Here is a 25,546-nt window from a genome sequence, read left to right as displayed (position 1 = left end):
GACAGGATGCGTAGACCCTAAAGGCGACCGGGCCGCGGCGGGGGCTTCCGTCCGCCCGTGCCCATCGCCGATGATGTACTGCAGGATCCGGTCGCCCGGAGCTGCGCTACGCCGATACAAAGTTATGGAGATGTGCCGCGTGGGAGACCCTGGCACGCGACGGAGGTGCCGACCATGAGCGCCGAGACCTCCGTTCCCCGTCCCCGGGAGTCGGATGTGGACATCTCAGACTCCGTCCTGTTCCAGGGCATGCTGTCGGAGGCCGAGTTCGCCTTCGCGTTCTTCGACGGCGAAGGCCGCATCAAGCGGGTCAACGACGTGTTCAGTGACGTCGTCAACGTGCCCGCCGAGCGGATGATCGGCAGTCTGCCCGCCGAGGTGCTGGCCGCCGACCTCAGCCAGATCATCGCCCACGCCGTGCAGGCCGTCGCCGAGAGCGACGCGCCGGTCACCGAGAGCCGCGTGCGGGTGCGGTCGGCGGAGGGCGACACCAGGCACTGGTCGCTGTCGTTCTCGCCGGTCCACAACGAGGCGGGCGAGCTGGGCGCGGTCGCCCTGATCGGGCAGGACATCACCGAGGGCCGCCAGACCGAGGAGGCGCTGCGCCGCAGCGAGGAGCGCTACCGCTCGCTGGTCGAGGCCCAGTCGCAGCTGGTCTGGATCACCTCGCCCACCGGCGCCGTCGTCGAGGACGCGCCCCAGTGGCGTGCCATCACCGGCCAGGGCCTGGAGGAATACCTCGCCAGCGGCTGGCTGGAGGTCGTCCACCCCGAGGAGCGCCAGCAGACCGAGGAGGCCTGGAAGGAGGCGCTGCGCGGGCGGACCATGTTCGAGTGGAACTACCGCGTGCGCACCCGCGCCAGCGGCTTCCGCCACTTCGAGGTGCGAGCCGTGCCGATCATCAGGCACGGCAGGGTCGTCGAGTGGGTCGGCGCCAACACCGACGTCACGCCGCAGCGCGAGGCCGAGGAGATGCGCGGCAGGCTGACCGACCAGCTCGGCGCCGCCGCCCTGCGCACGGCCCGGCTCCAGGGCGCCACCGCCCAGCTGGCCGAGGCCCTGACCGTGGAGCAGGTCGTGCAGGTCATCATCGACGTCGGCCGCACCGCGCTGGCCGCCGACCGCTCGGCCGTGGCGCTGCTCGACCCCGACCGCGCGGCGCTCAAGCTGATCAACGGCGAGGGCATCCTCGAGGCCTCCGGGGTCACCGGCGACGAGATCCCGCTGTCCCACTCCAACGTGATGACCATGGCGGTCAACAGCCGCAGGCCGGTCTTCGCCGAGTCGCCCGAGTCGCTGAAGGCCCAGCTGCTCGAGGCGGGCGACGACGAGGAGGTCCTGGCCAACTTCCTCACCCACGGCGACGAGCGCGCCTGGGTGGGCCTGCCGCTGCTGGCCGCGGGGCGGGCCTTGGGCGCGCTCCGGTTCTCCTTCACCAGACCACAGAAGATCTCCCAGGAGGACGGCGTCTTCCTGGAGGCGCTGGCCGGCCAGTGCGCGCTGGCGGTCGAGCGGGCCACGCTGTTCGAGCGTGAGCACCGCACCGCCGAGACGCTCCAGCGCAGCCTGCTGCCCGACCGCCTGCCCGTGGTCAAGGGCCTGGTGCTGGCCCAGCGCTTCCGCTCGGGCAGCCGCCACGTCCAGGTCGGCGGTGTGACTGGTACGACGCGTTCGTGCTGCAGGACGGGCGTGTCGCGGCGGTCGTCGGCGACGTCATGGGCAAGGGCGTCAAGGCCGCCGCGGGCATGGGCCGCATCCGCAACGCCATGCGGGCGCTGGCGCTGACCAACCCGCCGCCCGCGGCCGTGCTCACGGGTCTCGACCGGGTCTTCGAGGCCACGGAGGAGGAAGAGCAGGTCACGACCCTGGCGTACATGGTGGTCGAGCCGGTCACCGGCGAGGGCACGCTGGCCCTGGCCGGTCATCCGCCACCCGTCCTGGTCTCGCCTCAGGGCACGGCGATCCTGAGCGACGGCGAGCCCGGGACTCCGCTAGGCTGGCCCACCAGCCGAAGGCAGTTCCGGTTCGTGGTGCCGCCCGGCCATACCGCTGTGCTCTACTCCGACGGCCTCGTGGAGAACAGGAAGCGCGGATTGGACGCGGGTTTGGCAGAGCTTTGCAGTGTTGTGACCGAAGCGCCGCCTGAGGTGGTGAGTAGTCCGCATATGTTGCTGGACTTCCTGGTTGACCGGATGCTGTCTGGATATGAACAGGATGATGACGTTACCGCGCTAGCTATTCACGTCCCGCCAGCCACGAAGAGTGACTGAATGAAACAGTCATAACGGTTGCTTTCGGGTATCAGTGCCCCGCTTCCGTACGCACTACTGTCTCGGTCGGCCTAGGGTGGAGGGCAACCGCCGGGAGGTGGCCGTATGGAGCGCAGGGTCGTGCCACAATGCTGTGCAGGTCCGTAGCGGTCCGCACGGCCTCACCGATCTCCGAGAGAGGCAACAGCCCCCCAGCGGGCATCTGGGTCCATTGTCGCCACGCGTTCGTTCGAGAGGTGTTCGTGTCGCCTGCAAGTTCGACTCGCTCGAAGCCACAAGAGCTGAACGAGCCCGTCATTCAGCGACTGCTCGAGCGTGGGCGCTCGCAGGGTTTCCTCGAGTCTGAGGATGTTCGTCAGGCCTTCGAGGAGGCGGACATCCCCATGTCGCACGCCGCCGCGTTCTTGCGGAACCTCAGCAAAGAGGGCGTGACCGTGGTGGTGACCGCCGCGGATTCGGCTGCGCCGAAGAAGTCTCGTGGTCCAGCAAAGCGCCGCACCGCCGCCCCCGTCAAGACCAAGACGGCGGCGGCCGCCAAAGAGCAGCAGCCCGAGACCGTGACCGCGGTCGTGGGCACCGCTGAAGCCGAGCCGGCCGCCAAGAAGGCGGCCCCAGCCAAGAAGGCCGCTCCGGCGGCCAAGAAGGCCGCGGCTCCCGCCGCCGCCAAGAAGGCCGAGCCGAAGAGCGCTGGGCCTGCCGAGACCAAGCCGAAGACATCCGAGGCCAGGGCCGACGCGGAGGACGACGAGGACATCGAGCTCGACGGCGACGTCGAGCTGGAGGACCTCGAGGACATCGACGTCGACGACGAGGAGATCGTCGCCGAAGGCGACTCCGACGAGGGTGACTCCGACTCCGACGACGACTCAGAAGAGGAGCCCAAGCCCGCCGACGTCGCCGCGTCCGCAAAGACCGAGGACGAGGTCCTCATCCTCTCCGACGACGACGATGACGCCCCGGTCGCGCAGGTCGCCGCCGCCGGCGCCACGGCCGACCCGGTCAAGGACTACCTCAAGCAGATCGGCAAGGTCCCCCTGCTCAACGCCGAGCAGGAGGTCGAGCTCGCCAAGCGCATCGAGGCGGGCCTGTTCGCCGAGGAGCAGCTCGGCGGCGGGGAGACCGACGGGCTGCCGGTCGACGTCAAGGCCGAGCTGGAGTGGATCGCCGAGGACGGCCGCCGGGCGAAGAACCACCTGCTGGAGGCCAACCTCCGGCTCGTGGTCTCGCTGGCCAAGCGCTACACCGGGCGCGGCATGCTGTTCCTCGACCTGATCCAGGAAGGCAACCTGGGCCTGATCAGGGCGGTCGAGAAGTTCGACTACACCAAGGGCTACAAGTTCTCCACCTACGCCACGTGGTGGATCCGGCAGGCGATCACGCGTGCCATGGCCGACCAGGCGCGGACCATCCGCATCCCGGTCCACATGGTCGAAGTGATCAACAAGCTGGCCCGTGTCCAGCGGCAGATGCTGCAGGACCTCGGCCGCGAGCCGACGCCGGAAGAGCTGGCCCGCGAGCTGGACATGACGCCCGAAAAGGTGGTCGAGGTCCAGAAGTACGGCCGTGAGCCCATCTCCCTTCACACCCCGCTGGGTGAGGAGGGCGACAGCGAGTTCGGCGACCTCATCGAGGACTCCGAGGCCATCGTCCCCGCCGACGCCGTCAGCTTCACGCTGCTCCAGGAGCAGCTGCACTCCGTTCTCGACACGTTGTCGGAGCGGGAGGCGGGCGTCGTCTCGATGCGCTTCGGTCTGACCGATGGGCAGCCCAAGACGCTGGACGAGATCGGCAAGGTCTACGGGGTGACGCGCGAGCGCATCCGCCAGATCGAGTCGAAGACCATGTCCAAGCTGCGCCACCCGTCGCGCTCCCAGGTCCTGCGGGACTACTTGGACTGACCTGGTTTCACCCGCCGCCCCGCCCGGATCATCCGGGCGGGGCGGCGGCTTTTGCACCTCGACCGCCCTCCGCCGTGCCCTGCGCCCAGGAGTCGCACACGTCACACGTGTTGTGAGGCCTTTTGTATGCCTGCCCCCGTGCGGTGCGTCAGGTGGTGTGCACGTCCAGCGTCCAGGGGCGGCGGGGGCGCGTGGGGGCCGCCAGGTCGACGGCGTGGCCCAGGTCGGTCAGCAGCTTGGCCAGCTCGTCCGGGGTCGACGGCGTGGTGTCCTGCACCAGGAGGGCGCGGGCGATCTCGCCCCGGGTCGCCTTGGCCATGTGGCTGACGACCTTGCCGTCCCGGAACACCCGTACCGTCACCGAACGATCGCCGGGCTGCCAGGCGCCCGCGTACGTGGCCGAGCGCAGGTCCACCACCAGCCCGGCCGCACGGTCCAGCTGCTTGGACAGCTGCGGCCGCCAGAACGCGGCCAGCCCGCCGATCGGCGGCAGATTCACGCCCATCGACAGGCGATAGGGCGGGACCCGATCGGTGATCCGCAACACGCCCCACAGCCCGGAGAAGATCAGCACTGACTCCTCCGCCCGCCTCCTCGCATCGCCGTCCAAGCCCCTCAGACCGAGGTTGTCGTACAGGACCCCGGTATAGAGATCGGCGGCCGGCAGCGTGGGAGCGGTCTTCAGCTCCGCGTTCTTGGCCAGCTCGCCTGCCAGACCCGGCGTCAGGCCGAGCACGTCCAGAGCGTCACGACGTTTGGAGGCCCGTACGAGGGCGTTCAGCACGCGCTTGCGCGGCCTCTCGAGAGCCGGGAACGACAGCTCCGCCAGCGGCGGACCATCTCCCTCGGACGCCTTGCCCTCCGAGGGCGGCAACAAAATCAGCACGTCGCACAGGATATGCCTGCCCACCGTGGCCCCCACCCGGTAACATCCGCCGGGATGAAATGGACATCCCTCTCGGCGCGGCTGCCTCTGGAGACGCTCACACTGGCCGCACGGCACTTCCTGCCGCTGGCGTTCTTCTACACCGCCGGGCGGGTCGTTCACGATCTCGTGCTGGTCGCCGCCGCCTACGTGGGCGACGTGGACGCGCCCAGGAAGTATCTCGGGTTCGCCGTGATGAGCCTCGCCGTGCTCGCCACCCTGGCCGCGTACGTCGCCATGTTGAGGACGCTCAAGCGCGAACAGCCAGCCGTCATGGAGGGCGAGCCGGCGGAGGACCGGCTGCCCAGGCTCATCGCGCACACGCTGCTGCCGTTCCTGGCCTTCTACGGCGCGTGGGGGTTGTTCGGCGAGGACGTCCGCCAGTACAGCGTCCTGTCCCAGGAACTCTTCGGCGTCCAGCAGATCAAGAATCTTGAGTTCAACCCGCTGCTCGTGACGTGCTCGATCGCGGTGGCGGCCTTCCTGGTCAGGGTCGCTTTCGAGAAGGCCTACGAGCGGGCGCGCAAGGCGCGGCTGGCCCTGGCCACGACCGTGTTCGAGGCGATGTGGATGTTCTTCGCGGTCATCAGCGTCGAGGAGCTCATCTCGGGGGGCGTCGACTGGGTGACCTCCAGGACGGTGTGGGCCGGGGCACGTGAGGCCGTCACGAGCGCGCTCTCCCCGGTCCTGGACGCGGTCGGCGCCGTGCTGCCCGAGCCGAAGGACGTGCTCCTGCTGCCGCTGGTGTGGCTGACCATCGCCGCGGTGGTGTTCGGCCGCGAGGCGGGCGACGTCGATGCCGCCGTCGCCGGCACCCGGGTGGAGCAGCGGGCCGGCCGGATGTGGACGGCCGCGCCGGCGCCGGTGCGCAACGTCGCCGAGTTCGTCTCGCGCGACCTGCGCGGCAAGTACCTGCCCATGATCGACGGGCTGCGCGTGGCCCTGCGCGCGGGTGCGATCTTCTACCTGACCTTCTGCCTGTGCTACCTCGTGCTGGAGGTGGCCAGGAAGTGGGTGTTCATCGGTGTGCTGCACCTCGTCGGGCCGCACGAATCCGCCTGGTGGACCCTCTGGCACGGCCCGATCCAGTACCTGGTGACGGTGGTCTACGAGGTGCTCAGGATCAGCCTGCTGGCGGCCGCGCTTGGCCTGGCTCTGGGGGCGGCGCCAGTCGTACGAAACCGGTCTCGCGACTCAGACGGACCTCCACCTTCAGAGAGCCGACCGCTTCCGCCGGAACCACGAAGGACGCCTGCCACCTGATCTCTTCACCTGGCCGCACCGGGAGCGGCCGGTACTTCTTGTCCACGCGGAAGCAGACGCTCTGCACATCGGGCACGCCCGGCAGGCGTTCGTGCCGATCCCAGACACGGTCGGCGGCGTCACGCACGGCCGCCTCGCACCCCTTGGCCATGGCCTTGCCCGCGGCCGCGTCGGCCGGGGTGACCCCGATGACGGCGGTCACCGCCCGGGTGCCGCTGGGCAGCGGGTCCTCGCTGGTGCTGGGCGCCAGGCTGACAAGGCGCCACTGCGAGCCGCCGTAGCCGGCGGCGCCGCCCGGCGCCGCCTCGACGGGGTCGCCGCCCATGGTCAGCTTGTAGTCCTCCAGCTTCGGCACGACCTGGACCGCGACCAGCGCCGCGGCCGCGACGACCAGGCCCAGGCCGTAGCGGAGGCGTGATGCGGTGAGCTGCTTCATCAGTACACCTGCTCGACGTTCACGGTGGGGGCGGGCGCGGCGGCCTGAGCCGCGGTGATGCCCAGGTCGATGTGCACGGCGGGGCCGAGCGCGCCGCTGAGCCGCTGGATGCCGCCGCGGTAGGCGGGCGCGGTGATGACCAGGACGGCGCCGGGGACGGCCGCGGGCGGGAGCTCGAAAGCGAGCGGGCCCGAGTTCGGGATCCCGGCCTCCAGGTTGGAGTTGGCGAAGCCGAAGAAGCGGTCGGTGGCGCCGTACTCGGTGCCGTCCTGTGCGCGGAGGACCGGCTTACCCAGCCCGACCCGCTGCTTGGTCGCGGTGGCGGTGATCCTCAGCACCACCCACAGGCCGCGGGTGTCCCGCGTAGGCGTGCTGGAGGTGTTCGTGATCACCAGCCGGCGGCCGATCTCGACGTCGTCCACGCGCAAGGTGTACGGCTGGGTGGCCACGTCCTGCCTGAGGCTGCCGGTCGAGGCGATGGGCTCGTAGATGCGATCGGCGTCGGGGACGAGCCGCTGGAGGCCTCCCAGGGCGGCCAGGAGCAGTGTTCCCGTGACTATGGAGGTGACCCTTCTCACGCATGCTCCAGGACGGTCTCGAATGTCCCCATGACCTTGTCCTTGTACCAGAGCGAGGTGCCAGAGCTGTAGCCGCGCAGTGACCAGCTCGGCTCGTACACCTCGTCCATGATCGCCATGGTGAGCTTCTTCGGGTCGCCCACCTCGCCGGGCACCTCCCACGAGAAGCGCGCCTGCTCGGGCAGGCCCGGGTTGAGCAGGGTGCCGATGTCGTCCGGGCGCAGTGCCCGGTACCTGTTGGCATTGAAAGCGCCGAGTTCCTTGCCGTCGACCTTCACCTGCAGGTCTATGAACGCCTGGAGCAGGTCGGTCGGCTGCTTGCTGACGTTCTTGACGTCGAGGACGAGCACCAGGTAGCGGCTCGGGGGGCCCTGGGCGTATTCCGGGTTCTTGGTGGTGAAGTACGCCCTGCGGAGGGTGAACTGGAACCGGTGGCCGGTCACGGTCTGGCCGAGACTCAGCCTGGGCGGCTCGTGCTTCGCCTCGGCCAGCCCGCCGAACGGCCAGGAGATGACGAAGGGCAGCACGATCACGCCGGTGATGACGGCGAACCAGGCCCATGCGCGGCTCCGCCACCGGTTTCCGGACGATGAGGGGGTCACCCGGGGCATCCTAATGTGCACGGTGTGATGTCTGATGCTGTTTGTCGGTGTTCGCTTGGCTAGACTCCTCCGATGAGCTTTGACCTGCTCGTCCACGAGGCCTGGCCCGCCTACGAACAGCGGCGGCACGACGGCTGGGTGCTGCGTTACGCCGGCGGCGTGACCAAACGGGCCAACTCGGTGCTGGCCCTGGAGCGACCTGCCGATCTGAACGGGGCCATCGAGGCGGCCGAGGCGTTCTACCGCGAGCGCGGGCAGCGGTGCGTCTTCTCGGTGGGGACGGAGGCCGTGCCCGGGCTGGACGAGGAGCTCGAGGCCAGAGGGTATGAGCTGGTCGACCCGACGGTCGTCATGGCCGCCGGCGCGCTCGCGCCCATCCCCGGTCTGCCCGAGGTCAGGATCGAGGATCGGCCCTGGCCAGGGTGGCTCAAGACGTGGTGGGCCGTGGACGGGCGGTACGGCAGCGGTCTTGAGGCGGCGGAGCGCATCTGCACCGGCGTGCCGGCCTGGTACGGCGCGTATGAGGAAGACGGCGTGGCGCTCGCCGTCGGCCGGGCCGTCCCGCAGGGTGACATGGTCGGGATCTACTGCATGGCCACGCTGCCCGAGGCCCGCCGTCGAGGACTGGCCCGCGCGGTCCTGCAGGCGTTGGTGCGGCACGCGGACGCCGAATCCGCCTACCTGGTCACCACCGCCCCCAACCTGGCCGCGCAGGCGCTGTATCGCGGCGAGGGTTTCGAGGTCGCGGGACGGTACCACTACCGGGTCCGCTGACTCGGGGCGCCGTCACCGGAGTGGGTCGTGAACACAGAACGGCGGCCCCGGAGGTGCCGGGGTCGCCGTTCTGTGTCACGCGATATGTGGTTATCTCAGCACGACCAGCGCTGCCTCAGCGCTCGTCGTTGGGGGCAATAGAAGGGGTTTCACTGAGTCGAGCCGACTCGTCCAGGATGTCGGCGCCCTTTTCGCGCAGCGCTGCCACGTGCTGACGCCCGTGGTGGGCGCAGAACAGCAACTCCCCACCCACAGGCAGGGTCGCGCGAATGTAGGCCTGGGCGCCGCAGCGGTCGCAGCGGTCGAGGGCCGTCAGCGGCTTAACGGGGGCGAGAGCTCCAGTCACGTATCGCCTTTCGGGTCACCCCCGCCGAAGCGAGGATCTGGCGTCAGTCACTTGGAACAACATCTAACCGGACGTGGACGTTCCCAACCGCCCGGTCTCTACGCCCAGAGCGGAATGTGTCCCAAAGTAATGATGATCAGCCGGTTGGTAACGGCAAACGTGCCGGCGTGGCAAGCTTGTACGCGCGCGTGTGGGAAGAACGGTAGGCTACGCACACGTGTTCGATGCCTAGACCAGGGGAGCTGGAGTGACGCTAGTGGAGGCGGGTTACACGGCTCGTCACCTGTCGGTGCTTGAGGGCCTGGAAGCAGTCCGCAAGCGCCCGGGCATGTACATCGGGTCCACCGACAGCCGCGGGCTCATGCACTGCCTCTGGGAGATCGTGGACAACGGCGTCGACGAGGCGCTCGCGGGCCACTGCGACCGGATCGAGGTCGAGCTCTACGCCGACGGCTCGATCGAGGTGCGCGACAACGGCCGGGGCATTCCCGTTGACATCCATCCCAAGACCGGCCTGGCCGGGGTCGAGCTCGTCTATACCAAGCTGCACGCGGGCGGCAAGTTCGGCGGCGGCTCCTACGGCGCCTCCGGCGGCCTCCACGGCGTCGGCGCCTCCGTGGTCAACGCCCTGTCCGCACGCCTGGACGTCGAGGTCGACAGCGGCGGCCGCGTGCACGAGATCAGCTTCCGCCGCGGCGTCACCGGCGTCTTCGACGGCCCCGGCCCCAGCGCGAAGTTCAAGAAGAAGTCCGGGCTCCGGATCGGCGACACGCTCCCCAAGAACGTCACCGGCACCCGCGTGCGCTTCTGGGCCGACAAACAGATCTTCCTGCCCGACGCCGAGGTCTCGCTCGACGAGATCCACGTGCGGCTGCGGCAGACCGCGTTCCTGGTGCCCGGCCTGACCCTCGCGGTCTTCGACAGCAGGCACGAGGAGCGCGTGGAGGAGGAGTTCCGCTTCGACGGCGGCATCTCCGAGTTCACCGAGTTCCTGGCCCGCGACGAGCCCGTCTGCGACGTGCTGCGCCTGCAGGGCGAGGGCCACTTCCACGAGACCGTGCCGGTCCTCGATGACCAGGGCCACATGACGCCCACCGAGGTGCAGCGCGAGCTCACCGTCGACGTGGCGATCCGCTGGGGCAAGGGGTACGAGTCGACCGTTCGCTCGTTCGTCAACGTGATCTCCACCCCCAAGGGCGGCACCCACGTGACCGGGTTCGAGCGCGGCCTGGTCCGCACGATCAACGAGCTGCTGCGCGAGACGCGCCTGCTGAAGAACGGCGACGACCCCGTCACCAAGGACGACATCTCCGAGGGCCTGACCGGCGTGGTCACGGTCCGGGTGCCGGAGCCGCAGTTCGAGGGCCAGACCAAGGAGGTGCTCGGCACCTCGGCGGCCACCCGCATCGTCTCCCACGTGGTCTCCCGCGAGCTCAGGGAGCTGTTCACCAACCCGCCGCGCGGCTACAAGCAGCCGCTCCGCGCCGTCCTCGAGAAGATCGTCGCCGCCGCCAAGGCCCGCATCGCGGCCCGCGAGCACCGCGACAACCAGCGGCGCAAGAGCGCGCTGGAAAACTCCGCGCTCCCGGCCAAGCTGGTCGACTGCCGCAACGACGCGGTGGACCGCAGCGAGCTGTTCATCGTCGAGGGTGACTCCGCGCTCGGCACGGCCAAGCTGGCTCGCGACTCGGAGTTCCAGGCGCTGCTGCCCATCCGCGGCAAGATCCTCAACGTGCAGAAGGCGTCCGTGAGCGACATGCTCAAGAACGCCGAGTGCGCCGCCATCATCCAGGTGGTCGGGGCCGGGTCCGGGCGCTCGTTCGACATCGAGGCCGCCCGCTACGGCAAGATCATCCTGATGGCCGACGCCGACGTGGACGGCGCCCACATCCGCTGCCTGCTCCTGACGCTCTTCCACCGCTACATGCGGCCGATGGTGGAGGCGGGGCGCGTGTTCGCCGCGGTGCCGCCGCTGCACCGCATCGAGCTGACCAACCCCGGGCGGGGCAAGGAGAAGTACATCTACTGCTACTCCGACGGCGAGCTGCAGAAGGTGCTGCGGGATCTCGAACGGCGCGGCAAGCGGTGGAAGGACCCGGTGCAGCGTTACAAGGGTCTGGGCGAGATGGACGCCGACCAGCTGGCCGAGACGACCATGGACCCGCGGCACCGCATCCTGCGCCGGGTCCGCATCGAGGACGTCGAGGAGGCCGAGGCCATCTTCAACCTGCTGATGGGCAGCGACGTGGCGCCTCGGCGGGAGTTCATCGTCAAGAGCGCCGCCGAGGTGGACCGCGACCACATCGACGCCTAGCGAGGGCTGAGCGGCGGTTGCCTCTTGGTTGCTTCAGACGGTTTCGGGTTGCCGCTCCACGCCTGCTGCAGGGGCGGGTGGCGCGCTTGCCGGGCACGCAGGCGCGCCTCTGAGGCGTCTGCAGGGCTCTGTGGGCGGTCGTCTGGACTTGGAAGCCGGGGTGGAGCCCCGCAGGTCTTCGTGGGGGCTCTGACGCTACAGGGCGGTGGGCGGGGTTCGCGTGCCCGGTCGTGCCGTACGGCCGCCACAACCGGGCACCAGGAATGTGCTCTCAGAACGGCGCGGGTGTCAGGCGCCCGGTGTGGACGTCGTAGATGGCGCCCGCCACCGGCATGCCCTCCGGCAGGAACGGCGTGGATGTGATGCGGGTGAGGTCGTGGCGGAGCGCCTCGATCTGGTCGGGCACCGTGTGGAACTCCAGGCTGCGAGTGTCCACCCCGCGCTCCTGGGTCAGGGCGTGTACGTCCGGATCCGTCACCTTGGCCATGCCGCAGTCCGTATGGGGCATGACGAGCACGCGCTCCACCCCGAGCAGGTAGACGGCCAGCACCAGGGTACGCAGGACGTCGTCCGTCACCCGGGCGCCGGCGTTACGGAGGATCTTGGCGTCGCCGGCCTTCAGGCCGAGCAGGCCGAGCGGGTCGATGCGGGAGTCCATGCAGGTCACCACGGCCAGCCCGCGGACGGCCCGGCCGGTGAGCCCGGAGTGGCCGAACTTCTTGGCGAATTTCGCGTTGGCGGCATACAGGTCGTCGAACGCACTCATGCCACAAATGATGCACCGTGCCCCAAAGCTGGTGGTGAACGGGGTCGCGACTGGCCAGAGTTGGCAAACATCCCACGAAAGCGCGTCGCTTTGCGTGATGATGTCGTAGCCCTTTGTACGTGATCGAAGAAGGTCTGTCGTGAGTAGGTCCGAATCGCTCGCCGCGTATCTCCGTGCCCAGGCATGGCGCCGTCTCGACCGCGTGGAGGCCAAGGACGGGGGCCGCAACGCCAAGACGGCCCTGGCCCTCCTCGACACCGCCGCCTACGCCGCCCGCCTCCCCGATGACGACCCGTTGATCCTCATGCTGGACCAGGCGGGCTGCTTCGGGCCTCTGGGTTGTGAGAGCTTCGACCCAGGGGAGGCGGGCAACCGGCTGATCCGCCACTGGCAGGGCGGCGAGCCGCATGAACTGCTGCTGGCGCTCCCGTCCGCCATCACCGCCGCAAGCCCGTAGCCGCCGCGGCCAGGGCCGGCAACGCAGGCCATCGCGCGACCGGCCCGGGTCGGCCTGCCCGTGGATCAGGCGGGCGCGTTGCCCGGCTTCCACTTGATGCCGCAGCCGAGCGACGGTTCCTGCTCCTCGGGCACCGGCCGGCCGTCGAGCAGGGCGTCGATGGCCGCACGCAACGACTCGCCGGTCACCGGCACCGAGTTGCCCGGCCGCGCGCCGTCGAACTCGCCCCGGTAGACGAGCTGGAGCTGCCCGTCGTACAGGAAGAAGTCCGGCGTGCACGCCGCCCGATAGGCCTTGGCCACCTCCTGGGTGTCGTCCAGCAGGTACGGAAACGTGAATCCGGCACGAGCGGCCTGCTCCGCGAGGTGTGTCGGGTCGTCATCCGGGTAGTTCACGCTGTCGTTGCTGGAGATCGCGACGATCGACAGCCTGGCGCCGTAGTCGGCGGCAAGGGCGCCGAGTCCCTTCTCGATGTGCCGCACGTACGGACAGTGGTTGGACAGGAAAACCACGAGGGTGGCGGGTGAGCCTTTGAGGTCTTCGAGCGAGACGCTGCCGCCGTTGATGGCGGTCAGGTCGAAGGCGGGCGCTGGGGTCCCCAGTGGGACCATGAACGAGTTGGCAGCCATGGCACCCATTCTTGTCGGAGGACGTCCCGTCTTGTCTGAGGACGTCCCGGCAGAACGAATGTGAAAGGTGTATTGAGTGAGCGGTATCGCGGAGTTCCGTACCACCGTGCTCGACTGTCCCGACCCGAAGCGGCTGGCCGAGTTCTACTCCCGGTTGCTCGGGTGGCCCATCACGTCCGCGGATGACGAGTGGGTGGTGGTCAGCGACGGCGGGTCTCCCAAGCGGCTGGCGTTCCAGCTCGCGCCCGACTTCCGGCCGCCGACCTGGCCGGATCCGGAACGGCCGCAGCAACTGCACATCGACGTGACGGTCACCGACATGGACGAGGCGGAGAAGCAGGTGATCGAGATCGGCGCGACCAAGCACGAGCACCAGCCGAGCGAGGACGACAGCTTCCGCGTGTTCCTGGATCCGGCAGGGCACCCGTTCTGCCTCTGCAAGGACGCGGTGTAATTTTCGGCTTCCCCGGGCGCGAGGGGACTGCCCGCGTAGACGGCGGGCCGCGTCCTGGGGAGAGGGGCTGACCCCGCCCGGCGCGGGGTCAGCTCCAGCCATTTCTGCGCGATGTCGCCGGCGACCGACACGACGGCGTCGTCCACGGCGTACGTGCCGGTCTTCGAACGTTCGAGCAGCGCCGCGGCCGTGCCCAGAGCGGCCAGGACGGCACGCGCGTCACGTACCGAGCCGGCCCCGGGGAAGCGTCAGAGCGATGGTTGTTCGTCCTCCGACGAGGCCGCTGACGCCGTGACCTCTGGAGTGAAAGAGTCCGTGGTCGAGGCGAGGGCGCCGCCGATGGCGCCGATGGTGTGGGTGAGCCGGACGCCCGAGCCGTCCCGGCGTCCCAGCTCCTCCGGAAGCGGCACCGGCTTGCCCACGCTCGAGACCGCCTTGGCCGGTGCCGGGCCGGCCCAGGCCAGCAGCAGCTCGTCCTCGCCCTTCAGGAAGCGCTGGGCCCGCACCCCGCCCGTCGCCCGGCCCTTGGCGGGGAACTCGGCGTAGTCGGACACCTTGCCGCCGCCCACCTGCGTGCCTGGCAGTGCCGTGGAGGATCCGGCGACCGTGACCACGTGCGCGGGACGCTCGGGATCCACCACTCCGAACCAGATCACCCGGGCGCCGTCGTCCAGCCGGATCCCCGCCATGCCGCCCGCCGGGCGGCCCTGCGGGCGCACCAGCGAGGCGGGGTAGCGCAGCAGCTGGGCGTCTGAGGAGACGAACACCAGGTCGTGCGACTCGGAGACGAGCTCGACCGCGCCCACCACGCTGTCGCCGTCCTTCAACGTGATCACTTCGAAGTCGTCGCGGTTGGCCGGGTAGTCGGGCACCACCCGCTTGACCACGCCCTGAGCCGTGCCCAGGGCCAGGCCGGGGCCGTCAGGGTCGAGGGAGCCGAGGCCGACCACCTTCTCGTCGGGCTGCAGGGAGGCGTACTCGGAGACCGGGTGCCCGCCCGACAGGGTCGGCGGGTTGGCCGTGGCAGGCAGCGTCGGCAGGTCCACGACCTGGATCCGGATCAGCCGGCCCAGCGACGTCACCACGCCCACCTCGCCGCGTACGGATGTCTTCACGGCCGACACCAGCACGTCGTGCGCGGCACGCTCGCCCTCGCCGGGCAGCGGCGAGGCGTCGGGGGTGCGCGCCAGCAGGCCGGTCGAGGACAGCAGCGCCAGGCACGGGTCGTCGGCCACCTGCAGCTCCGCGACCGGGGTGCGGGTGACGCCCGGCGACTCCAGCAGCACGGTGCGGCGCGGCGTGCCGTACTTCTTGGCCACGTCGGCCAGCTCACCCGAGACCACCTGGCGGAGCTTGGTCTCCGAGGAGAGGATCTCGGTGAGCTGCGCGATCTCGTCGCTCAGCGTCTGCTTCTCCTGATCGAGCTCCAGCTTGTCGTACCTGGTGAGCCGCCGCAGCGGCGTGTCCAGGATGTAGGCGGCCTGGATGTCGGTCAGGTCGAACACGTCCATCAGCCGCGTGCGCGCCTGCGCCGAGTCGTCGGAGGCGCGGATGACCTGGATGACCTCGTCGATGTTGAGCAGGGCGATGATGAGGCCGTCGACGAGGTGGAGGCGCTCCTCGCGCTTGCGCCGCCTGAACTCCGACCTGCGGCGCACCACCTCGAGCCGGTGGTCGACATAGACCTGCAGCATCTCGCGCAGCCCGAGCGTGCGCGGCTCGCCGTCGACCAGGGCGACGTTGTTGATGCCGAACGTCTCCTCCATCGGCGTCAGCCGGTAGAGCTCCTCGAGGACGGCCTCGGGGATGAAGCCGTTCTTGATCTCGATGACCAGCCGCAGGCCCTTGTGGCGGTCGGTGAGGTCCTTGAGATCGGCGATGCCCTGGAGCTTCTTGGACGTCACCAGCTCCTTGATCTTGGTGACGACGCGCTCGGGGCCGACGTTGTAGGGCAGCTCGGTGACGACGATGCCCTTGCGGCGCGGCGTGATCTGCTCCACCGTGCACTTGGCCCGCATGCGGAACGTGCCACGCCCCGTCTGGTACGCGTCGCGCACCCCCTGGAGCCCGATGATCGAGCCGCCCGTCGGCAGGTCGGGACCCGGCACGAACGTCATCAGCTCGTCCAGCGTCGCGCCGGGCTTCTTGATCAGGTGGCGGGCGGCGGCCACGACCTCGCCGAGGTTGTGCGGCGCCATGTTGGTGGCCATGCCGACCGCGATGCCGCTCGTGCCGTTGACCAGCAGGTTGGGGAACGCCGACGGCATGACGACCGGCTCGGTCTCCTGGCCGTCGTAGTTGGGCTTGAAGTCGACGGTGTCCTCGTGGAGCGACTCGACCATGAGCATCGCCGCCGGGGCCAGCCTGGCCTCGGTGTAACGCATGGCGGCGGGCAGGTCGTCGGGGGAGCCGAAGTTGCCGTGGCCGTCGACGAGCGGCAGGCGCATGGAGAACGGCTGCGCCAGGCGCACGAGGGCGTCGTAGATGGCGCTGTCACCGTGGGGGTGCAGCTTGCCCATGACGTCGCCGACGACGCGCGACGACTTGACGTGCCCGCGGTCGGGGCGCAGGCCCATCTCGCTCATCGAGTAGAGGATGCGCCGCTGCACGGGCTTGAGGCCGTCACGCGCGTCGGGCAGGGCGCGCTGGTAGATCACCGAGTACGCGTACTCGAGATAGCTGGTGCGCATCTCGGAGGTGACGTCGATGTCGACGATCCGCTCCTCGAAGTCCTCAGGTGGGGGTGCAGTCGTGCGTCGGGCCATCTTGTGCTGCGCGGCTGCCTCGGCCGTCGCGCCGAGGGGAAGCGCATCCTCCTTCTGTCCTTGTGCGGTAACCGTATCCGTCAGCTCGCTGGAGTAGCGTCAGATCGGCGGGTGAGGCGGCGACGTAACCCGAATGATCGCGCTGCGATGACGGCCAGAGGTGCGTACGGCCACGCGACCGGTGTGGGTTCCGGCGTGTTCGCCCCTGGAGATGATGGCACGAGCCACGTCCCCTGTGGCGTATCCATACGTCAAGATGATACTTGATCCCAACAACTTCTCGCATGCGTGTTCGATCGACACGCCGGACGGCACTTGACCAAGCAATTGCTTGGTGTTACGTTCGCCGCACGAGGATCCCGTCGTCCCGGAGGCGTCATGATCGAGTTCCATCCCGTGACCAAGCACATCGGCGCCGAGGTCACCGGGGTCGATCTGCGCAAACCGCTGTCACAAGAAGAGGTCACGACCCTGCGGGCGGGCTGGCTCAAGCACCTCGTGCTGTTCTTCCGCGACCAGCACATCGACGACGAGCAGCACCTGCAGTTCGCCCTGAACTTCGGCACGCTCAACCACCCCGCCTTCAAGAAGGACTCCGCCAGCCCCATCCACATCCTCGATCAGACCTCACCGAAGGGCGAGGGCGGCGACGAGTGGCACAGCGACAACACCTTCGAACCCACCCCGCCGATGGGTTCCCTGCTCCGTTGCGTCCAGCTGCCCAGCGTGGGCGGGGACACGTGCTGGGCGAACACGTACCTGGCGTACGAGACGCTCTCGCCCTCGCTGCAGCGGCTGTGTGACGAGCTGACGGCCGTGCACGACATCACGATGTCGATGACGAAGGCGATCGCGAAGGGGCACCCGTTCGACCTGGCCGAGATCCAGGCGAAGTGGCCGCCGGTGGAGCGTCCGGTGGTGCGCGTGCACGCCGAGACCGGCCGCAAGGCCCTCTTCGTCAACCGCGCCTCCACGACGCGCCTGGTGGGGCTCACGGATCGGGAGAACGAGGCGCTGCTGCCGCTCCTGATCGACCACATCCGCTCGCCCGAGTACCAGCTCCGGCTGCGCTGGCGGCCCGGCACCCTCGCCTTCTGGGACAACCGCCCGACCCAGCACTACGCGGTGGCCGACTACACGGAACGCCGCCGCATGCACCGCGTCACCATCAACGCCTTCCCCGAGCACGCGGATCCCGCTTGAGCCCCTGGAATCAGGTACGAGACGGGTGTTTTGCGGGGCCTCAGCCACGGACGGCGGCGCATGAGGGACGCGGGCATCGAAGGGGCGTGGTAACAAGGGGGGCATGATTGAAGCCCCCGATGTCGCGATGCTGCGGGAAGAGGCCGAGGAGCGGTTGCGGGCGCTGGCGGGCGAGCACGCCGTGCTGCGCGACGACCAGTGGGCCGCCATCGAGGCCCTGGTGGTGGATCGGCGGCGGGTGCTCGTCGTGCAGCGCACCGGCTGGGGCAAGTCGGCCGTCTACTTCGTGGCCACCGCGCTCCTGCGCGAGCTCGGCGAGGGCCCCACGGTCATCGTCTCGCCGCTGCTGGCGCTCATGCGCAACCAGATCGCCGCCGCCGAGCGGGCCGGCATCAGGGCCGTCACGATCAACTCCGCCAACCCCGAGGCCTGGGAGGAGATCTACGGCCAGGTCGCCGAGGGCATGGTCGACGTGCTGCTGGTCAGCCCCGAGCGGCTCAACAACCCCGACTTCCGCGACAACGTCCTGCCCGAGCTGGCCGAGAGCGCCGGGCTCGTGGTGGTGGACGAGGCCCACTGCATCTCCGACTGGGGGCACGACTTCAGGCCGGACTATCGCAGGCTGGCCACGTTGTTCGAGGACCTGCCGCCGGGCATCCCCGTCCTGGCCACCACCGCCACCGCGAACGCCCGCGTCACCCGTGACGTGGCCGAGCAGATGCGCCTGCCCGACGACGACGGGGACGGCACGCTCGTGCTGCGCGGGCCGCTGGAGCGGGAGAGCCTGCACCTGAGCGTCGTGCGCCTGCCCACCGCCGAGCAGCGGCTGGCGTGGCTGGCGCAGACGCTGCGCGAGCTGCCCGGCTCCGGCATCGTCTACACCCTCACCGTCGCCGCCGCCCACGAGATCGCCGGATATATGCGCGAGCAGGGGTTCGAGGTGGCCGCCTACTCCGGGCAGACCGACCCGGCGGAGCGGCTGGCGGCCGAGGAGGCGCTACTGAACAACAAGCTCAAGGCGCTGGTGGCGACGAGCGCCTTGGGGATGGGGTTCGACAAGCCGGACCTGGGGTTCGTGGTGCACGTGGGGGCGCCGCAGTCGCCCGTCGCCTACTACCAGCAGGTCGGCCGGGCGGGGCGCGGGGTCGAGCGGGCCGAGGTGATCCTGCTGCCGGGGGTGGAGGACCGGGAGATCTGGGCCTATTTCGCCTCGCTGGCGTTCCCGCCCGAGCCCGTCGTACGGGCCACGCTCCACGCGCTCGGAGAAGGCGGCGTCATGTCCACGCCGGCCCTCGAAACGGCCGTCGACCTGAGCAGGAGCCGGCTGGAGATGATGCTCAAGGTGCTCGACGTGGACGGCGCGGTCCGGCGGGTCAAGGGCGGCTGGGAGGCCACCGGCGAGCCGTGGACCTACGACGCCGAGCGTTACGCCCGCATCGCCGCCGAGCGCAGGGCCGAACAGGAGGCCATGCTCGGCTACCTGACGACGTCCGAGTGCAGGGAGCAGTTCCTGCGCAGGCACCTCGACGACGAGGCCGCCAGGCCGTGCGGGCGCTGCGACAACTGCACCGGGCGGCACCGGTCGCCGGAGATCGGCGCGCAGGCCGTCGAGAGCGCCCGCCAGCGGCTGAGCAGGCCGGGCGTCGAGATCGAGGCACGCAAGCAGTGGCCGACCGGGCTGCCCGACCTGTCCGGGCGGATCAAGCCCGACCTGGGCGCAGAGCCCGGCCGGGCGCTCGGCCGGCTGACCGACATCGGGTGGGGCAACCGGCTGCGGGAGCTGTTCAACGGGGACGACGGGCCGATGGCCGACGACATGTTCAAGGCCGTCGTGCAGGTGCTGTCGGGCTGGGACTGGCGCGAGCGGCCCGTCGCCGTGGTGAACGTTCCGTCCGCGACGCGGCCCGCGCTCGTGCGCGGGTTCGCCGAGCGGCTGGCGTCCGTGGGGCGGCTGGCCTACCTGGGGGAGCTGGGATATCGGGCGGGCTCGCCCGGGCAGCAGTTCAACAGCGCCAAGCGAGTGCAGGCGGTCAGGGCCACGCTCGCCATGCCCAGGGAGCTCGGCGCCTCGATCGCTCAGTGCGGTGGGCCGGTGCTGCTCGTGGACGACCGCGTCGACACGGGGTGGACGATGACGCTCGCGGCGGCCCTCGTGCGGCACGCGGGCGCCCCGGCGGTGCTGCCGCTCGCCCTGGCCACCACTACCTGACGCCCACGGTCAGCAGGTCGTAGTCGCCATAGACCGGGCTGACGTGGACGTTCGTGGCGTTCTGGCCGCGTAGCAGCAGAGTGCTCGTCCAGGCCAGCGGGACGAGCACGGCCTCCTGGGCGAGCCTCGACTCCACCTGGCTCCACAAGCCGGCCCGCTTGCCCGCGTCGAGTTCGGCCCTGGCCTGATCCATGAGGGAGTCGAGGGCCCTGACGCGGACGCTCACGTTGAACGAGAACTCCTTGTTGATCTGCCTGCTGTCCGCGATCAGCGTGAGGAACGACTCGGGATCCGGCCAGTCGGGTGCCCAGGTCTTCGCGATCAGGCCGATCTTGTTCTGTTTGAGGTACTCGGGGTTGCCGCCGTACGCCTTGTAGAACTCCACGACGGGGGCCTTCTTCAGCGTGACCTGGATGCCCACGCGGGCGAGGCTCTGCTGGACGACCTCGGCCGCCTTCTGCTCTGCGGGCTGGTCCCGATAGAGGTACGTGACGGCGAACCCGGACGGCTGCCCGCACGCGGCCAGCGTGCCTCGGCCTCGCGGCGGAAGCGGCGTACCGCCTGCTCGTCGTCGGCGAACCTGGCGTGCAGCAGTTTGATCGCGACCCGCTCGCCGGCGGGGGAGATGCCGAGGTAGACGCTGCCCTGTCCGCCCTCGCCCAAAAAGCCGGTGACCTCGTACGAGCCGACCGACGTGGGGTCACCCGGCCGTAACGGACGCACGCCCTGCATCCGGCTCCCTTATGTCGCGCTAAATCCCGACTTGCCCACCATAGCGGCGGAGAGCAGTCGGCAACGGGGAACTCGCCCCGGACCGCCCAGAGCGCCGATCAGGCGCATCCGCAAGGGTGACCGCTGCTCGGGCATGCAGCAGAAACAGGGCCGGTCAGAACGGCGGGCGGGCGCCCAGGTGCATGATCGCCTTCGCCGCCAGCCGGCAGCCCGAGGCGAGCGCCTCCGCCGGCGGCTTGCCCGCCAGCCAGGCAGGCAGGAACCCGGCACTGAACGCGTCTCCGGCCCCCGTGCCATCCACGATCTTGTCGACCGGCTCGGCGGCCACGCGGACCGGGTCGGGGCGGCCGTTGCTGTACCAGAGGGCGCCTTCGGCGTTCATCTTGATGACGACCTGCGGGAACCACGCGGTCAGCACCTTGGCGGCGGCCTCGGCGTCGTCGCGTCCGGTCAGCACCTTGGCCTGCTCGATGTTGGCGAACAGCAGCTTGGCCCCGTTGGTCCACTCCAGGAACGGCTCCGCCCCCGTACGGTCCAGAGGCGCGGACGAGGCGCAGTCGACCGAGATCGACATCCCGCTGCGCCTGGCCATGTCGAGCGCCGCGAGGCCCGCGTCACGCGAGCCCTCGTTGATCAGCGTGTAGCCCGACAGGTGGAGGTGCGAGCCGCCCGTGAACAGGTCGCGCGGCAGGTCCTCGGGCGACAGCGCCGCGTTGGCGCCCGGGTCGGAGAGCATGGTGCGCTCGCCCTTGTGCGTGACGAGCACCACGCAGGTGCCCGTGGGCCGCTCGGGGTCCATGACGAGCCGGGCGTCCACGCCGTAGCCCATCAGTTCCATGTCGCGGTTTCGCCCCGTGATGTCGGCGCCCCTGCGGCCGATGAAGGCCACCTCGGCACCCTCGACGGCCAGCCACGAGGCGACGTTGGCCCCCGAGCCGCCGCCGTGCATGGTCACGATCGCCGGGGTGTCGCTCGCCCTGGCGAGCGCATAACGGGCGCGCGCGACCGCGTCGGTCATGAGATCGCCCACCACGACGACCCGCGTCATGATGTCACCACCTTGCTGCCTTCAGAACGAGCCTGGCCACGGCAAAACTAACAGCTTCCGGGCTGTCCGTGGGGCGGACCCATGACACCGGGCTGCAGTCGATGCACAAGCGTTGCCCAACGGGGACCCCGGTCTTGGCATATGGGATGCGGGTTTACGCTCGTGATTGTGGAGGCAAACTATCCGGCCCATTGGGAGGCCGATGTCGTCCTGGCCGACGGCGGCACGGCTCATGTTCGTCCGATCAAGCCCGCCGACGCGGACCGCCTCCGCTCTTTTTACTCGCGTCTGTCAGACGAGTCGATCTATTTCCGGTTCTTCGGGCCGAGGCCCCGGCTTTCCGACAGGGAAGTCGAGCGGTTCACGAACGTCGACTACGTCAACCGCGTCGCGCTGATCGCCACCATCGGCACCGAGATGGTCGCCGTCATCCGTTACGACCGCACCGGACCGGGCGAGGCCGAGGTGGCCTTCCTCGTCGAGGACGCGCACCAGGGCAGGGGCGTGGCCTCCGTGCTCCTGGAGCACCTGGCGGCCACCGCTCGCGAGCGCGGCATCGAACGCTTCGTCGCCGACGTCCTGCCCGCCAACATGCGCATGACGGGCCTGCTGCGCCAGGCCGGTTACACGGCACAGAGCCAGTTCGAGGACGGCGTCGTACGCATGACGCTCGACCTCACCCCCACCGAGACCTCGACGGAGGTCACGCTCGCGCGCGAGCACCGGGCCGAGTCCAGGTCCATCGCCAGGCTGCTCACCCCGGGTTCGGTCGCCGTCATCGGCGCCTCCCGCGAGCCCGGCGGGGTCGGCCAGACCGTCCTGCGCAACCTGCTGGCCGCCGACTTCACCGGCCCCGTCTATCCGGTGCACCGGGAGGTGCGGGCCGTGGCGGGCGTGCGGGCCTACCCGAGCGTGGGGGCCATCGACGGCGACGTGGACCTGGCCGTGGTGGCCGTGCCCGCCTCCGGCGTGATCGACGTGGTCAAGGAGTGCGCGGAGAAGGGCGTGCACGGCCTGGTGGTGGTCTCGTCGGGGTTCGGGGAGACCGGCCCGGCGGGCAAGGGCAGGCAGGACGAGCTGGCTCGCCTCGCGCGTTCGTACGGGCTGCGCGTCGTGGGCCCCAACTGCCTCGGCATCGCCAACACCGACCCCGCCGTCAAGCTCAACGCCACCCTCGCCGCCACCCTGCCGTGCCGGGGCAAGGTGGGCTTCTTCAGCCAGTCGGGCGCGCTCGGCACCGCGCTGCTCCAGCGGGTGGCGCAGCGCGGCATGGGCATCTCGTCGTTCGTCTCCGCCGGAAACCGGGCCGACGTCTCCGGCAACGACCTGCTGCAGTACTGGGAGGAAGACGACTCGACCGAGGTGATCCTGCTCTACCTGGAGTCGCTCGGCAATCCGCGCAAGTTCACCCGGCTGGCCAGGCGCATCTCCCGGAGCAAGCCCGTCGTGGTGGTCAAGAGCGGCGGCACCCCCGCCGGGCACTCGGCGGAGGAGCTGGGCCTGCCGGACTCGGCGATCAGCTCGCTGATCGAGCAGGCGGGGCTGATCAGGGTCGACGACCTCATCCAGCTCTTCGACGTCGGCCAGCTGCTGGCGTACCAACCGCTGCCTGCCGGGCCCAGGGTCGCGCTCGTGACCAACTCAGACGCCCTCGGCCTGCTCGCCGCCGACGCCTGCCTCGCCGTCGGCCTCGAGCCGCGCCCGCCGGTCAACCTGGGTCCCGCCGCCGGAGCCGCGGAGTTCGGCACGGCGCTCGCCGGCGAACTCGCCTCCCCCGACGTGGACGCCGCCGTCGTGATCTACATGCCGCCCATTCCCGGCGACACGGACGAGGTGGCGGCCGAGCTGCTACGGGTCTCCACGGACTCTGCCAAGCCGGTGCTCGCGACGTTCCAGGGCCATTTGGGCATGCATCCGGCCCTGCGCGTCGAGACCCGCGTGCCGGGGTGCGAGGTGACGCCGTCGCGCGGCTCGATCCCGTCGTACGCGGCGCCTGAGGAGGCGGTCAGGGCACTGGCGCACGTCGTCCGCTACGCGAGGTGGCGCGCCCACCCGGCGGTGCCGCCACCCGAGCTCGACGACATCGACACGGCCCGCGCCAAGGACCTGGTCCACACGGCCCTGTCCACCACCGCACCCACCCCGCCCGTCGCGCCTGCTTCGGCCGCCCAGCCGTCGCCCTCTTCGGCCCCGGCCGCCGAGTCGGCGCCCGCCCCGGGCGCCCAGCCGTCGCCGACCCCGGCCGGCAAGCCGTCGTCCGCCTCGGCCGGTCCCGTGGGCGGCACGGCGAGTGCTCGGGGCGAGGCGCCGGAGGCGTCAGATGGTGCCGATGCAACGGCGGCGGGCTCGTCCGGCGTGCCCTCAGACCGGTCGCCGGACGCATCTACGGAGCCGGCCTTTCCGAGCGCCCCCGGGCCCGGAGGCGTCGCCGGCGAATCGGCGGCGGGTGTGTTCGCCCAGGCGGGGCCGCCGGTCGAGGTCGACGCCACCGAGCTGCTGTCCTGCTACGGCCTGACCGTCTGGCCGGCCGAGGTGGTGCGCTCGCCGGACGAGGCGGTGGCGGCGGCCGAGCGGCTCGGGTGGCCCGTGGTGCTCAAGGTGGCCGACCCCGGCGCCTCGCGCCGCGCGGGCACCGTCCGGCTCGGCCTGACAGGCCCCGAGATGGTGCGCCACGCCTTCGCCGGGTTCGCCGATCAGCTGGGCGAGGGGGTGGAGCTGGCGGTCCAGCGGATGGCGCCGCAGCCCGCCGTGCCGACCGTCGTGGGCGCCGTCGAGGACCCCGCGTTCGGCCCCGTCGTGTCGTTCGGGCTCGGCGAGGTGACCGCGCGCCTCCTGCTCGACCAGGGGTTCCGCCTGGCCCCCCTGACCCGCGAGGACGCCGCCGCGCTCGTGCGCTCCGTGCGGGCGGCCCCGCTGCTCTTCGGCCAGTACGGCTACCCGCCCGTGGCCGTGGACGCCCTGGAAGACCTCCTCGTACGCGTCGGCCGCCTGGCCGGCGACCTGCCCGAGGTGGCCAGGCTGGATCTGGACCAGGTGCTCGTCGGCGAGTCGAACGTCATCATCCTCGGCGCCCGCGCCACCCTGCGCACTCCGGCGGGCCCGCGCCTCGACGGCGGCCCCCGGAGGCTCTCGTGATCAGCTCTCAGCGAATGACGGCGAATGGCGGCAAAAGAAGTGAAGCAAGTGCCGCCTGATGCCTGGATAAAAGACGTTATAGAGCGTTATATGGGGCGGGTGAGTGTACTGCCCGGCCCTGGCAGGATGGACCCATGAGGGAAACCCGAGTCTCCGCCGCGGGCCTGCGCGAAGCGATCGAGCGCAGCGGCTACTACCCCGACCTCGTCACCGACGCGGTCGAATCCGCGCTGGGCAAGGAGGCGGTGACCGCCTTCGTGGTCCATCACGAGGCCACGTTCGATCCCGCGATGGAGGTGCGCAGACACGTCACCGTGCTGGTGCTGTCGGCGACGCGGCTGCTGGTCTGCCACACCGACGAGCACCCCGCGGTGGAGGGCGTCTCGACGTCCCACGCCTCCACGACCACGGAGGCCGTACGGCTGAGCCGCGTCCAGTCGGTCGCCGTCACCCGCGTGGTGCCCGACCCGGCCTCATACGTGCCGGGCGTCCCTCCCACGGAGGCGACGCTCACGATCGGCTGGGGCGCCATCTCCCACGTGGACCTGGAGCCGGCTACGTGCGGCGACGAAAACTGCGAGGCCGACCACGGCTACACGGGCGCGATCACGGCCGACGACCTGTCGCTCAGGGTCAGTGAGGCGGCCGACGGCCCCGAGGCGGTCACCCACGTCCTCGCCTTCGCCAAGGCCCTGTCCGAGGCCACCGCCCGCGCCGCCTCCTGACCGCCACCGGTCAGCGC

At 70.2% G+C, this 25,546-nt stretch carries 21 protein-coding genes; 12 read left to right on the top strand and 9 right to left on the bottom strand.

Annotated elements, in window-relative coordinates; translation table 11 throughout:
• Nucleotides 1-174: 174 nt before the first annotated feature.
• From ABN273_RS26635 to ABN273_RS26625, 3 genes are all read left to right on the top strand, one after another.
• Nucleotides 175-1,785, top strand: a complete 1,611-nt coding sequence (locus ABN273_RS26635) for a PAS domain-containing protein (protein WP_349451743.1) — start codon at nt 175-177, stop codon at nt 1,783-1,785.
• Nucleotides 1,674-2,270, top strand: coding sequence for a PP2C family protein-serine/threonine phosphatase (locus ABN273_RS26630; protein WP_349451742.1), 597 nt, complete (start codon nt 1,674-1,676; stop codon nt 2,268-2,270). The genes ABN273_RS26635 and ABN273_RS26630 overlap by 112 nt, the downstream gene beginning before the upstream one ends.
• 242 nt (nt 2,271-2,512) lie before the next feature.
• Nucleotides 2,513-4,168 (top strand): RNA polymerase sigma factor, encoded by a 1,656-nt coding sequence (locus ABN273_RS26625; protein WP_349451741.1) that lies wholly within the window; start codon nt 2,513-2,515, stop codon nt 4,166-4,168.
• Between the two features lie 148 nt (nt 4,169-4,316).
• Here ABN273_RS26625 and ABN273_RS26620 read toward each other — a convergent pair whose 3' ends face one another.
• A complete protein-coding gene (locus ABN273_RS26620) occupies nt 4,317-5,054 on the bottom strand; it encodes a YaaA family protein (RefSeq protein ID WP_349451739.1) in 738 nt (245 codons plus the stop codon).
• A 54-nt stretch (nt 5,055-5,108) separates the two neighbouring features.
• Here ABN273_RS26620 and ABN273_RS26615 point away from each other — a divergent pair, with 54 nt between their 5' ends.
• On the top strand, nt 5,109-6,356 hold the full coding sequence (locus ABN273_RS26615) for a hypothetical protein (RefSeq protein ID WP_349451738.1): 1,248 nt from the start codon (nt 5,109-5,111) through the stop codon (nt 6,354-6,356).
• 435 nt (nt 6,357-6,791) lie between these two features.
• On the opposite strand, the gene ABN273_RS26610 is transcribed toward ABN273_RS26615, so the two are convergent.
• Nucleotides 6,792-7,370, bottom strand: coding sequence for a hypothetical protein (locus ABN273_RS26610; RefSeq protein WP_349451737.1), 579 nt, complete (start codon nt 7,368-7,370; stop codon nt 6,792-6,794).
• A complete protein-coding gene (locus ABN273_RS26605) occupies nt 7,367-7,972 on the bottom strand; it encodes a hypothetical protein (RefSeq protein WP_349451736.1) in 606 nt (201 codons plus the stop codon). The genes ABN273_RS26610 and ABN273_RS26605 overlap by 4 nt, the downstream gene beginning before the upstream one ends.
• Before the next feature lie 72 nt (nt 7,973-8,044).
• Here ABN273_RS26605 and ABN273_RS26600 point away from each other — a divergent pair, with 72 nt between their 5' ends.
• Complete coding sequence (locus ABN273_RS26600; RefSeq protein ID WP_349451735.1) at nt 8,045-8,746, top strand: GNAT family N-acetyltransferase; 702 nt, start codon at nt 8,045-8,047, stop codon at nt 8,744-8,746.
• A gap of 115 nt (nt 8,747-8,861) precedes the next feature.
• Here ABN273_RS26600 and ABN273_RS26595 read toward each other — a convergent pair whose 3' ends face one another.
• Nucleotides 8,862-9,092 carry a DUF7455 domain-containing protein gene (locus tag ABN273_RS26595; protein ID WP_349451734.1) on the bottom strand — a complete coding sequence of 77 codons (231 nt, stop codon included), beginning with the start codon at nt 9,090-9,092 and terminating at the stop codon, nt 8,862-8,864.
• Nucleotides 9,093-9,339: 247 nt separating this feature from the next.
• Between ABN273_RS26595 and ABN273_RS26590 the strand changes: the two genes are divergently transcribed.
• A complete protein-coding gene (locus ABN273_RS26590; protein ID WP_349451733.1) occupies nt 9,340-11,406 on the top strand; it encodes a DNA gyrase/topoisomerase IV subunit B in 2,067 nt (688 codons plus the stop codon).
• Between the two features lie 271 nt (nt 11,407-11,677).
• Here ABN273_RS26590 and ABN273_RS26585 read toward each other — a convergent pair whose 3' ends face one another.
• A complete protein-coding gene (locus ABN273_RS26585) occupies nt 11,678-12,172 on the bottom strand; it encodes a beta-class carbonic anhydrase (protein WP_349451732.1) in 495 nt (164 codons plus the stop codon).
• A 139-nt stretch (nt 12,173-12,311) separates the two neighbouring features.
• Here ABN273_RS26585 and ABN273_RS26580 point away from each other — a divergent pair, with 139 nt between their 5' ends.
• The gene (locus ABN273_RS26580; protein ID WP_349451731.1) at nt 12,312-12,629 is read left to right on the top strand and encodes a hypothetical protein; all 318 of its coding nucleotides are present in this window, start codon (nt 12,312-12,314) and stop codon (nt 12,627-12,629) included.
• 65 nt (nt 12,630-12,694) lie between these two features.
• On the opposite strand, the gene ABN273_RS26575 is transcribed toward ABN273_RS26580, so the two are convergent.
• Nucleotides 12,695-13,258, bottom strand: coding sequence for a thioredoxin family protein (locus ABN273_RS26575; RefSeq protein WP_349451730.1), 564 nt, complete (start codon nt 13,256-13,258; stop codon nt 12,695-12,697).
• Between the two features lie 76 nt (nt 13,259-13,334).
• Between ABN273_RS26575 and ABN273_RS26570 the strand changes: the two genes are divergently transcribed.
• Nucleotides 13,335-13,712: a VOC family protein gene (locus ABN273_RS26570; RefSeq protein ID WP_349451729.1), complete on the top strand. Its 378-nt coding sequence runs from the start codon at nt 13,335-13,337 to the stop codon at nt 13,710-13,712.
• A gap of 248 nt (nt 13,713-13,960) precedes the next feature.
• On the opposite strand, the gene ABN273_RS26565 is transcribed toward ABN273_RS26570, so the two are convergent.
• On the bottom strand, nt 13,961-16,477 hold the full coding sequence (locus ABN273_RS26565) for a DNA gyrase/topoisomerase IV subunit A (RefSeq protein ID WP_349451728.1): 2,517 nt from the start codon (nt 16,475-16,477) through the stop codon (nt 13,961-13,963).
• A gap of 378 nt (nt 16,478-16,855) precedes the next feature.
• On the opposite strand from ABN273_RS26565, the gene ABN273_RS26560 reads away from it, so the two are divergent.
• Entirely contained in the window at nt 16,856-17,680 is an 825-nt protein-coding gene (locus ABN273_RS26560; RefSeq protein ID WP_349451727.1) for a TauD/TfdA dioxygenase family protein, read from the top strand.
• 103 nt (nt 17,681-17,783) lie between these two features.
• Nucleotides 17,784-19,889, top strand: a complete 2,106-nt coding sequence (locus ABN273_RS26555) for a RecQ family ATP-dependent DNA helicase (protein ID WP_349451726.1) — start codon at nt 17,784-17,786, stop codon at nt 19,887-19,889.
• Here ABN273_RS26555 and ABN273_RS26550 read toward each other — a convergent pair.
• Together ABN273_RS26550 and ABN273_RS26545 are read right to left on the bottom strand one after the other, a co-directional pair.
• A complete protein-coding gene (locus ABN273_RS26550) occupies nt 19,882-20,415 on the bottom strand; it encodes an ABC transporter substrate-binding protein (RefSeq protein ID WP_349451928.1) in 534 nt (177 codons plus the stop codon). The two genes, ABN273_RS26555 and ABN273_RS26550, sit on opposite strands and share 8 nt — an antisense overlap.
• Before the next feature lie 360 nt (nt 20,416-20,775).
• The gene (locus ABN273_RS26545; RefSeq protein WP_349451725.1) at nt 20,776-21,669 is read right to left on the bottom strand and encodes a carbohydrate kinase family protein; all 894 of its coding nucleotides are present in this window, start codon (nt 21,667-21,669) and stop codon (nt 20,776-20,778) included.
• A gap of 141 nt (nt 21,670-21,810) precedes the next feature.
• Here ABN273_RS26545 and ABN273_RS26540 point away from each other — a divergent pair, with 141 nt between their 5' ends.
• Nucleotides 21,811-24,804: a bifunctional acetate--CoA ligase family protein/GNAT family N-acetyltransferase gene (locus ABN273_RS26540; RefSeq protein ID WP_349451724.1), complete on the top strand. Its 2,994-nt coding sequence runs from the start codon at nt 21,811-21,813 to the stop codon at nt 24,802-24,804.
• Between the two features lie 134 nt (nt 24,805-24,938).
• Nucleotides 24,939-25,529: a DUF5998 family protein gene (locus ABN273_RS26535; protein ID WP_349451723.1), complete on the top strand. Its 591-nt coding sequence runs from the start codon at nt 24,939-24,941 to the stop codon at nt 25,527-25,529.
• Nucleotides 25,530-25,546: the final 17 nt, after the last annotated feature.

The organism is Nonomuraea sp. B19D2 (assembly GCF_040137845.1).
GTDB lineage: Bacteria > Actinomycetota > Actinomycetes > Streptosporangiales > Streptosporangiaceae > Nonomuraea.
Note: the sequence above shows the minus strand (reverse complement) of the source record. Positions and strands in the feature narration are given on the sequence as shown.

Bases quoted from the DNA above. Each gene is read 5' to 3' on its own strand.
- ABN273_RS26635 (WP_349451743.1), top strand. From the start codon at position 175: ATGAGCGCCGAGACCTCCGTTCCCCGTCCCCGGGAGTCGGATGTGGAC.
- ABN273_RS26615 (WP_349451738.1), top strand. From the start codon at position 5,109: ATGAAATGGACATCCCTCTCGGCGCGGCTGCCTCTGGAGACGCTCACA.
- ABN273_RS26600 (WP_349451735.1), top strand. From the start codon at position 8,045: ATGAGCTTTGACCTGCTCGTCCACGAGGCCTGGCCCGCCTACGAACAG.
- ABN273_RS26585 (WP_349451732.1), bottom strand. From the start codon at position 12,172: ATGAGTGCGTTCGACGACCTGTATGCCGCCAACGCGAAATTCGCCAAG.
- ABN273_RS26575 (WP_349451730.1), bottom strand. From the start codon at position 13,258: ATGGCTGCCAACTCGTTCATGGTCCCACTGGGGACCCCAGCGCCCGCC.
- ABN273_RS26565 (WP_349451728.1), bottom strand. From the start codon at position 16,477: ATGGCCCGACGCACGACTGCACCCCCACCTGAGGACTTCGAGGAGCGG.
- ABN273_RS26560 (WP_349451727.1), top strand. From the start codon at position 16,856: ATGATCGAGTTCCATCCCGTGACCAAGCACATCGGCGCCGAGGTCACC.
- ABN273_RS26555 (WP_349451726.1), top strand. From the start codon at position 17,784: ATGATTGAAGCCCCCGATGTCGCGATGCTGCGGGAAGAGGCCGAGGAG.
- ABN273_RS26545 (WP_349451725.1), bottom strand. From the start codon at position 21,669: ATGACGCGGGTCGTCGTGGTGGGCGATCTCATGACCGACGCGGTCGCG.
- ABN273_RS26540 (WP_349451724.1), top strand. From the start codon at position 21,811: ATGGGATGCGGGTTTACGCTCGTGATTGTGGAGGCAAACTATCCGGCC.
- ABN273_RS26535 (WP_349451723.1), top strand. From the start codon at position 24,939: ATGAGGGAAACCCGAGTCTCCGCCGCGGGCCTGCGCGAAGCGATCGAG.